At 62.2% G+C, this 9,122-nt stretch carries 8 protein-coding genes and 1 tRNA gene; 4 read left to right on the forward strand and 5 right to left on the reverse strand.

The features are described from left to right. The first annotated feature begins 20 nt into the window (after nt 1-20). Nucleotides 21-3,500, forward strand: coding sequence for a transcription-repair coupling factor (gene mfd, locus EQG66_RS11520; RefSeq protein WP_129404741.1), 3,480 nt, complete (start codon nt 21-23; stop codon nt 3,498-3,500). 95 nt (nt 3,501-3,595) lie between these two features. Here the strand turns inward: mfd and EQG66_RS11525 are convergent, their stop codons facing one another. Then, the gene (locus EQG66_RS11525; RefSeq protein WP_129404742.1) at nt 3,596-4,936 is read right to left on the reverse strand and encodes a putative bifunctional diguanylate cyclase/phosphodiesterase; all 1,341 of its coding nucleotides are present in this window, start codon (nt 4,934-4,936) and stop codon (nt 3,596-3,598) included. 153 nt (nt 4,937-5,089) lie between these two features. On the opposite strand from EQG66_RS11525, the gene moaA reads away from it, so the two are divergent. From moaA to EQG66_RS11540, 3 genes are all read left to right on the forward strand, one after another. Next, nucleotides 5,090-6,079, forward strand: coding sequence for a GTP 3',8-cyclase MoaA (gene moaA / locus EQG66_RS11530; RefSeq protein ID WP_129404743.1), 990 nt, complete (start codon nt 5,090-5,092; stop codon nt 6,077-6,079). Next, nucleotides 6,076-6,840 (forward strand): NAD kinase, encoded by a 765-nt coding sequence (locus tag EQG66_RS11535; protein ID WP_129404744.1) that lies wholly within the window; start codon nt 6,076-6,078, stop codon nt 6,838-6,840. The genes moaA and EQG66_RS11535 overlap by 4 nt, the downstream gene beginning before the upstream one ends. 64 nt (nt 6,841-6,904) lie before the next feature. Continuing rightward, nucleotides 6,905-6,979 (forward strand) — tRNA-Asn (locus EQG66_RS11540). Nucleotides 6,980-7,011: 32 nt separating this feature from the next. On the opposite strand, the gene EQG66_RS11545 is transcribed toward EQG66_RS11540, so the two are convergent. The 4 genes from EQG66_RS11545 to EQG66_RS15360 all read right to left on the reverse strand — a co-directional run. Continuing rightward, nucleotides 7,012-7,944, reverse strand: coding sequence for a tyrosine-type recombinase/integrase (locus tag EQG66_RS11545; RefSeq protein WP_164975666.1), 933 nt, complete (start codon nt 7,942-7,944; stop codon nt 7,012-7,014). A gap of 130 nt (nt 7,945-8,074) precedes the next feature. Beyond that, a complete protein-coding gene (locus EQG66_RS15355; RefSeq protein ID WP_164975667.1) occupies nt 8,075-8,251 on the reverse strand; it encodes a hypothetical protein in 177 nt (58 codons plus the stop codon). Continuing rightward, on the reverse strand, nt 8,248-8,859 hold the full coding sequence (locus EQG66_RS11550; RefSeq protein ID WP_129404746.1) for a J domain-containing protein: 612 nt from the start codon (nt 8,857-8,859) through the stop codon (nt 8,248-8,250). Before EQG66_RS11550 ends, EQG66_RS15355 begins: the two co-directional genes overlap by 4 nt. Then, a partial coding sequence (locus tag EQG66_RS15360) for a hypothetical protein (RefSeq protein WP_164975668.1) occupies nt 8,856-9,122 on the reverse strand: 267 nt, incomplete at its 5' end. The genes EQG66_RS11550 and EQG66_RS15360, both read right to left, overlap by 4 nt.

A 9,122-nucleotide genomic window follows, 5' to 3' on the forward strand; every position in this document is an offset into this window, starting at 1 on the left:
TGACGTGTTGGAAAAGCCGAGTGCCCGATCTTAACCGCATCCTCTCTTCACATGCGCCACTGACATTATCGGGCGCGCCAACCGGCTTCCTGCCATTGCTTCTGAGCGATCTGGCGCGCGCAGCTGCGGGAGGCGGCTCCGCGCGCCGCGCCGTGTTCGTCGCGCCTGATGAGCTGGCGATGCAAGCGGTGGCGGATACGGCGGGCTGGTTCGCGCCGGAGCTGGAGGTCGTGACCATCCCGGCGTGGGACTGCCTGCCCTATGATCGCGCATCGCCCTCGCTGCGTAGCGCGGCACAGAGGCTTGCGGGGTTGCATGCGCTCGCCGCGCCTATCAAGGCGCCCCAGCTTGTGCTGACCACAGCAGCGGCGATCACCCAGCGCACCCTCACGCCATTCCGGGTGCGGCAGCTTGTCGCGCGTCTGGCTCCGGGCGAGCGCATTGCCATTGAGGCGCTGACGAAACTGCTTCAGGCGAACGGATATAGCCGCACCGATACCGTGCATGATGCCGGCGAATATGCGGTGCGTGGCGGGATCGTCGATCTGTTCCCCGGCGGCGCGAAGGAGCCGCTGCGCCTGGATTTCTTTGGCGATGAGATCGAGACGCTACGCAGCTTCGATCCCGCAACCCAGCGTTCGACCGGCGATGTGCCGAGTTTCACGCTGCTGCCCGCATCCGAAGCACTGTTGGACGAGGAGACGATAAAGCGCTTTCGCAGCCGCTACCGGGAGCTGTTCGGCGCATCGGCCACCGGCGATCCGCTTTATCAGGCGGTGAGCGAAGGACGGCGGCTCGCGGGAATGGAGCACTGGCTGCCGTTGTTTGAGGAGCGTCTTGTGCCGCTCACCGAGCATCTCGGCAAGGATGCGCTGGTGGTGCGCGATAGCGGCGTGACCGGGGCGGCACAGACCCGGCTGGAGGCGATCACCGATTATCATGCCAACCGGGTGGCGGCATTGAAGGGCGATCCGGGCAGCTATCGTCCGCTTGAGCCGGGCCAACTCTATCTCACGCGCGAAGAATGGGACGCCGCGATCACCGCGCAGCCCATGCACATGATATCGCCCTTCTATGAGCCGGAAAGCGCATCGGTGCTCGATTTCGGCGTCGATGCCGCGCGGGATTTTGCGCCCGAACGCGCGCAGAACGCGAATGTCTATGATGCGGTTGCCGTGAATATCGAGAACCAGCGCAAGGCCGGGCGCAAGATCATTATCGCCAGCTATTCCGGCGGCGCGCGAGAGCGGCTTTCCGGCCTGTTGACCGAGCACAAGGCGGGCGCGCTCGCTCAGGCCGACAGCTGGCAGGAGGCGCAGGGACTGGCCTCCAAGGGCGCGACGGCGCTCGTCGTCCTGCCGCTCGATCATGGCTTCACCACCGCCGATGTTACGTTGCTGACCGAGCAGGATATGCTGGGCGACCGGCTGGTCCGCCGCGCCAAGCGCAAGAAAAGCACCGATGCCTTCCTTGCCGAGCTGGCGACGCTCACCCCCGGCGATCTGGTCGTTCATGCCGATCATGGCATCGGCAAATATGAGGGGTTGACGTCGATCCCGGTCGGCAACGCGCCGCATGACTGCGTGGCATTGGAATATGCGGGCGGCGACAAGCTCTACGTACCGGTCGAGAATCTCGATGTCCTCTCCCGCTATGGCGCGGAGAACGAGGGTGTCGCGCTGGATCGTCTGGGCGGCGAGGCGTGGCAGCGGCGCAAGGCGCGGATGAAGGAGCGCATCCGAGAGATTGCGGGCGAGCTGCTGAAAGTGGCGGCGGCGCGCGCGCTGCGCGATGCCCCCGTGGCTGAACCGGATGCAGGTGGCTACCCCGCGTTCGTCGATCGCTTCCCCTATGACGAGACCGAGGATCAGGACCGCGCGATTACAGACGTGATCGAGGACCTGGCTGCGGGCAGGCCAATGGACCGGCTGGTCTGCGGAGACGTGGGCTTCGGAAAGACCGAGGTGGCGCTGCGCGCAGCCTTCGTAGCGGCAATGGCGGGGATGCAGGTGGCGCTCATCTGCCCCACCACCCTGCTCGCGCGGCAGCACCATCGTAACTTCGTCGAGCGGTTCGCCGGTTTCCCGCTCAACATCGGCCGCCTCTCCCGCCTCGTGCCCGCAGCAGAGGCAGCGGCAACCAAAGCGGGCCTCGCCGATGGCACGATCGATATCGTCGTCGGCACCCATGCGCTGCTCACCAAGGGGCTGGAGTTCAAGCGCCTTGGCCTTGTGATCGTGGATGAGGAGCAGCGCTTCGGCGTCGTCCACAAGGAACGGCTGAAGCAACTCAAGACCGACGTGCATGTGCTGACGCTCACCGCAACGCCGATCCCCCGCACATTGCAGATGGCGATGTCTGGCCTGCGCGAACTCTCCGTCATCCAGACGCCCCCCGTGGACCGCCTCGCCGTGCGCACCTATGTGATGCCGTGGGATGGCGTGGTTATCCGCGAGGCGCTGCTGCGCGAGCATTATCGCGGCGGGCAGAGCTTCTTCGTCGTCCCGCGCATCACTGACCTGACGGAAATCGAAGACTTCCTCCGTGAGCAGGTGCCGGAGGTGAAGCCGGTCGTCGCACATGGCCAGATGGCGGCGGGCGAGGTGGAAGAGCGCATGTCCGCCTTCTACGACAAGAAATATGACGTGCTGCTCTCCACCACCATCGTCGAGAGCGGGCTGGATATCCCCAGCGCCAACACGCTCATCATCCACCGAGCGGATCGCTTTGGCCTCGCCCAGCTCTATCAGCTGCGCGGACGGGTGGGGCGCAGCAAAACACGCGCTTATGCCTATTTCACCACGCCCGCCGACCGGATCATCACCGAGACGGCGGAAAAGCGCCTAAAGGTCTTGTCAGACCTTGATACGCTGGGTGCCGGGTTTCAACTCGCCAGCCATGACCTCGATATTCGCGGCGCGGGCAATCTGGTGGGCGATGAGCAGTCCGGCCACATCAAGGAGGTGGGGTTCGAGCTGTATCAGTCGATGCTGGAGGAAGCGATTTTGGAAGCAAAATCCGGCGGATCGACGGATTTCGTGCCACGCGACGCCTATTCGCCGCAGATCACGATCGACGCACCGGTGCAGATCCCTGAAGACTATGTACCCGATCTAGATCTGCGCATGGGGCTATATCGCCGCCTCAACGATCTGGAGGACGCGCGCGGGGTAGAGGCGTTCGCGGCGGAGCTGATCGACCGGTTCGGTAAGCTACCCACCGCCACGGAAAATCTGCTCACCCTCATCCGCATCAAGCAAAACTGCGTGAAGGCTGGCATTGCGCGGCTCGATGTCGGCGGCAAGGGCGCGCTGGTGGCGTTCCACAACGATCAGTTCGGCAACCCTGCCGGACTGATCGACTATGTGCAGCGGCTCGCTGGTGCCGCCAAGCTGCGACCGGACAACAAGCTCGTGATCTCACGCGTGTGGAAGGACGGCGCCGCGCGCCTGCATGCGGGTTTACAGCTTTCCAAGGGATTGGCGAAGGTGGCAGGTTAGGCGATGTCTGCCCACCCCCAACCCCTCCCGCTTGCGGAAGGGGAGCGAGACTTGCCAAGACGCAGACGCGGCTAGTCGCAGCGGAGTGGGAGGCCTCAGACCGCCTTTTCCACCATCTCCACCAACTCGGCGCTGGTAACGGCGCGGGATCGCAGGAACCCCTGATAGATATCGCACCCTTCTCGTGCCAGCAGGGTGAGCTGTTGCTCGCTTTCCACTCCTTCAGCAATCACCGTAAGCGCAAGGCTACGCGCCATCGAGATAATCGCGCGCAAAATGATCCGGTCTCGCGGCGTGCCGAGGATGTCGCGGCTAAGGCTGTGATCAATCTTGAGATAATCGGGATGCAGCGCCTTCAGATAGGCAAGGCTGGAGTAGCCGGTTCCGAAATCGTCGATCGCGACGCGCAGCCCCTCCTGCCTCAGCGCCATTAGCAACCCGCCAGCCTGCTCGATATTCTCGATGAGGCCACTCTCAGTGATCTCCACCGTGACCCGGTCACGCGGAAAGCCGCTGGTATCGACCATTGCGAGCATATGCGATTTGAAATCCGGCTGCGCCAGATCGACTGCCGTGACGTTGACAGAGAGGCGCAGGCTGGCGAGGCTTTCCGGCCATCGCCCCGCTTCCGCCAGCGCGCGGGACTGGATATGGCGCGAGAGGGGCAGCAGGAAATCGGCGCGATCCGCAGCCTCGAACAGGGTTCCGGCATCGAGCTGGCCCAGTTGCGCGTGGTTCCACCGCGCCAACGCCTCCACACCAATGATCGCGTCTTTGATGCTGTCATATTGCGGCTGATAGACGATTCCGATCTCGCCCCGGTCCAGCGCCAGCCGCAGATCCGCGTCCAGCCGATCATGCTCGTCGCCACCAGGCACCAAACCGGAACGCACACAGATCTCGCTGGTGGCTGAGCGGCGCGCATCGGCCAGCGCAGCGCTCGCCCGGCGCAACAAACCAGACGCGTCATCTCCCGGCACGGGGGCTGCGATCCCGCAACGCGCGGTAAGGCGTATCACGCTGTCTTCCGCAACGAACGGGCGGGAAACAGCGGAAAGGATCAGGCGGGCGATATCCTCCGGCTCCGCTTCCGCAGACGCCGGGCAGGCGACAAGAAATTCCGTGCCGCCCATGCGCGCGATAAGTGCATCATCGCCCAGCATATCGGCCAACTGTACCGTGATCGCTTCTGCGACACGGAGCAAAATGGCGTCGCCCATCTGGTGCCCATAGGCAGCGTTGACACTGGCGAACTGGCTGATGCCGACAAGGATACAGGCGCGCATCCGCCTTTCGTCTGCTCCCCCCAGCCGGCTATCCAGCCAATCGCGCGCGGCGGTGCGCGAGGCAAGCCCCGTCAACGCGTCTGTCTCGCCCTGATATTCCGCCATATTACCGATGCCGCCGCGCGCCAGAAGGTCTGTATAAAAACCCATACCGGCATGAGGTTACTCATCGCTTAGCACAGCGCAACAAAAGATGTCCCGCATTCGCACAGAGCCTGCCTTAGCGCTTCACCGCTTGCGAACATGGGCAGCATGACCTAGCTATACGGCATGGAGACTAGCACCCCTGGCCCGCATAAAACTATGATCGACGGCTTCGGCCGCCGGATCGAGTATCTCCGTATCTCGGTAACAGACAGGTGCGACCTGCGCTGCCGCTATTGCATGGCGGAGAAGATGACCTTCCTGCCGCGCAACGAAGTGCTCAGCCTTGAGGAAATCGCGATCATCGCGGACAGGCTTATCGCGCGCGGGGTGCACAAGATCCGCCTTTCCGGTGGCGAACCGCTGGTGCGGCGTGATTTCATGGAACTCGCTAGGCGGATCGGGCGACATCTGGAGGGCGGCGGGCTCAACGAACTGACGCTGACCACAAACGGCACCCGCCTCGCCGAGTATGCCGAAGCGCTGTTCGATGCGGGCATGCGGCGTATCAACGTCAGCCTAGACAGCCTGGAGCCTGACCGCTTTGCTCATATCACTCGTGGCGGAGACCTAGGCAAGGTGCTGGGCGGCATTGCGGCAGCGAACGCTGCGGGGCTTCGCATCAAGATCAACATGGTCGCGCTTAAGGGGCTGAACGATCATGAGTTCCTTCCGATGCTGCGCTGGTGCGCCGATCAGGGACATGACCTGACGCTGATCGAAACAATGCCGTTGGGCGATACCGGCGAGGACCGCACGGACCGCTATATGCCGCTCGCAGAGGCGCTTTCCCAGATCGAGGCAGAGCATCCGCTCGCCCCCGTGCTCTATCGCAGCGGTGGCCCGGCGCGCTATTTCGCGGCTGAAGGCATGGAGCATATCCGCCTCGGCCTCATTACCCCGTTGAGCGACAATTTCTGCGCCGGCTGCAACCGCATGCGCCTCACCTGCGAGGGCAAGATTTTCATGTGCCTCGGCCATGAGGATCATATCGATCTCAAGACCGCCTACCGCAAAGGTGGTGTGGGCGCGGTGGATGCAGCGCTGGATCGAGCGCTGATAGCCAAGCCACTGGCTCACGCCTTCGCTATCGGTCCCGATGGCACAAAAGGCGTAACCCGTCGTCACATGAGCGTTACTGGCGGATGAGCAGGGCACTTCTGGTTTCGCCCAGCCCTGCCGCGCGCGCGGCGGAGGAGCGCCTGCGCGCGACGTATGAGTTTGTGCCTCCGGCCGAGGCGGAGATGATCGTCGCGCTGGGCGGGGATGGCTATATGCTTCAAGTGCTGCATCACATGCTTGAAAGCCGTTCTATCAAGCCGGTTTTCGGCATGAATCTTGGCACTGTCGGCTTCCTGATGAACGAATGGCGGCTGGATCGGCTGGAACAGCGCATCGCCAGCGCCAAGCCATTCAAGGTCAATCCGCTCAGGATGAGCGTCATCACAGTCGAAGGTGAAGAAATCTCCCTGCCCGCGATCAATGAAGTCTCGCTGTTGCGCGAAACTCGCCAGACCGCGCGGATTGAAGTGTCCGTCAATGACAGGGTCGCGCTGCCGGAACTGGTATGCGATGGTGTGCTGGTGGCAACCCCTGCCGGCTCCACCGCCTATAATCTCTCGGCTCATGGCCCGATTCTCCCACTTGGTTCAGGCCTGATCGCCCTGACACCGATCAGCCCTTTCCGTCCCCGTCGCTGGCGCGGAGCGATTTTACCCGAAAGCACGAAGGTACGCTTTCGTATCCTTGACCCTCATAAGCGACCGGTCAGCGCGGTGGGGGATCAGCGCGAGGTGCGCGATGTGGCGACGGTTGAGGTGGCGATCGACCGAACCACACCGCTTACCCTGTTGTTCGATCCAGAACATACGCTTGACGACCGCATCGCTGCCGAACAATTTATCGCGTGATGCCTCTTGCCATCTCGCGAAAGGCGCTGCTATAGGCGCGGCCTGCCTTGCGAAAGCGGGCTGCTCCCCGATAGCTCAGCGGTAGAGCATTCGACTGTTAATCGAATGGCCGTAGGTTCGAATCCTACTCGGGGAGCCAATACCGCTCAAAAAATCGCAGAAATCTGCCATTTATTTGCCCTTTTCTGATAGTTTGCCATTTTCGTTTGCCAACCCCAGCGCATCTGAGACGATGGTTAGGGCGCGATGCGCCATGATCTTGTCGTTCGCTTTCTTGGCGTAATGCGCGAACATGGCGTCCGATTTATGACCGGTCACTGCCCTGCCCTCCAGCGTTGAAACACCTGCCTCAGCGAGCCTGCGCGCCATAGCCTTGCGGAGCCCGTGCGCTGTGCAGTGAGGAAGCCCCGCCATTTCACACCGCTCGCCGAACCAATTGCCAAAGCCTGCCGCGGTGAAGGGCTTGCCGAAAGCCGTGACCAGATAGGTGAGGTGCTGCACCTCGATCGCATCCAGCGCGCGCGCCAGCGGCGGCAGGATGGGGATCACGGTGTCAGACTTGTTCTTGCTGTGCCGCAGGATCAACAGATTATCCTGCCGGTTCTGCCTCCCGATTCGCACGATGTCGCTGCGGCGAAGCGCGGTATAAAGCAGCAACTCCTTCGCCAATCTCTCCCGCGTGCCCAGCGCCCAGCGCGTGTCGAACCGGGCGATTTCATCTTCGCTCCAGCAGTGATAGCCCTCGCTATCCACGCGGATTGCCTCGGTCGCATTGACCGGGTTCGTCTCGCGCAGACCGAGTAGGATGGCGTGCTTCATGAGTTGATTGAGCATCTTGCGCAGATCGTTGGCGGCGTGAGGAGTATCGGATATCTCCATCATCCACTTGTCGATATGGCGTGCCTGTAATGCAGAAACAGGTTTATCACCATGCTTGGCCCGGAAGCGCTCCAAGGCGTTACCGCGCACCTTTTGATAGGCATCCCCCATCCGCGCCCACTGCTTCGACTTGTAATAGCTCTCGATCAAGGCATGGAAGCTGCCACGCTCGTACCTCACCTTCTCGGGCAGGATGGCTTGTTTCGCCGCCTGATATTCAGTCATAAACTCAGGAGTTCCCGGCTCGGCGCGAAACAGATAATTGGGAAGCCCTTTCTTGCGAAAACGGTATCGCACCCGACCGCATTTATCGGTGAAAGGGGTTACGTTCTCTGGCAGCCAGCGACGCTTCATATCAATCCTCATCAAACGGGTTCCCTTCGGAAGACTTCTCCCCCGATTCGCCGATGATGACCTCGATCTTCTGATTTGCCAAATCCATGATGATCCGCGCGCGCTCATAGCCGGCAGCTTTCACCGCCTTGGCGGCCCGCTCCATGTCGGCCTGGCAGATGCGCGCAGCGGCTGTCATCGCGCGCCCCCCATCCCCAACCCTTGGTCGCGCGCAGCGTTGAGCCGGGCCATTGCGGCGTCGCTGCCGCCACTATCCGGATGTGCCGACTTAGCCTTCTCTCGATATGCGTGGCGGATTTCTTCTGGAGTAGCGTTCTGACGCACGCCAAGAACTTGGAACCACTGTTCCGGCGCCGGTAGCGACTGATAGCCCGCGAACGCCTGGGCCATGGTGCCGACGCCCCAGCGGTCCATACCGCGCAGAGCCTCGATATGCTTGGCGATCGCCACGATGTTGTCGGCAACTCGATCCCATTTATCGCAAGCAAGTACCGTGTCCTTCCCCGCCAGTCGGAAATAGACCGCAACGCCAGGGTCATCCGGATCTCGCCGATCGCTGCGCGGCTGACCATCAAGCCGAAGCTCCACATTCGTCGACAGAGTGGGATAGGTCGCGCGCAGCAGGTCGAGTTCGCGCTGGAGCCGATCGCGCGCAACAGCAACCGTCACATCCTTGGTCTCGTTATAGCGGCCGTTGCTGACCTTCTGATTGAACTTGGCGGCGGTCCTCGCCTTGGACCGTGGCCATCCTGCTGGCCACTGCAAAGGGAAAGCTGTTACGCTCATGATCCCTGATCTTCATTGTAAGTCGCCCTCACACCCTCCGGCGCCGGCTCATCCACCTCATCAAAGCGATTGCGAACCCCATCGGCGATAATCCGCATCAGACGGTGGAAATAGCGGCTATGCCGACGCTTTTGGCTCTCCCGATCGATCCATTCGGCGATGCCGTCCCGAGTTCCCATTGCCTTGACGATCGCCTGAGCCGCAGCGTCATCTACGGTGTCCGCGAAGTGAACACCGTTGCGGAGCACTTCCTTGCTGTTGGC

Source organism: Sphingobium fluviale (genome assembly GCF_004122115.1).
In the GTDB taxonomy this organism is placed as follows: Bacteria; Pseudomonadota; Alphaproteobacteria; order Sphingomonadales; family Sphingomonadaceae; genus Sphingobium; species Sphingobium fluviale.

What these genes read in the sequence shown, in the direction of transcription:
- moaA (WP_129404743.1), top strand. Translation starts at nt 5,090, where the DNA reads ATGATCGACGGCTTCGGCCGCCGGATCGAGTATCTCCGTATCTCGGTA.
- EQG66_RS11545 (WP_164975666.1), bottom strand. Translation starts at nt 7,944, where the DNA reads ATGACTGAATATCAGGCGGCGAAACAAGCCATCCTGCCCGAGAAGGTG.
- EQG66_RS15355 (WP_164975667.1), bottom strand. Translation starts at nt 8,251, where the DNA reads ATGACAGCCGCTGCGCGCATCTGCCAGGCCGACATGGAGCGGGCCGCC.
- EQG66_RS11550 (WP_129404746.1), bottom strand. Translation starts at nt 8,859, where the DNA reads ATGAGCGTAACAGCTTTCCCTTTGCAGTGGCCAGCAGGATGGCCACGG.
- EQG66_RS11535 (WP_129404744.1), top strand. Translation starts at nt 6,076, where the DNA reads ATGAGCAGGGCACTTCTGGTTTCGCCCAGCCCTGCCGCGCGCGCGGCG.
- EQG66_RS11525 (WP_129404742.1), bottom strand. Translation starts at nt 4,936, where the DNA reads ATGGGTTTTTATACAGACCTTCTGGCGCGCGGCGGCATCGGTAATATG.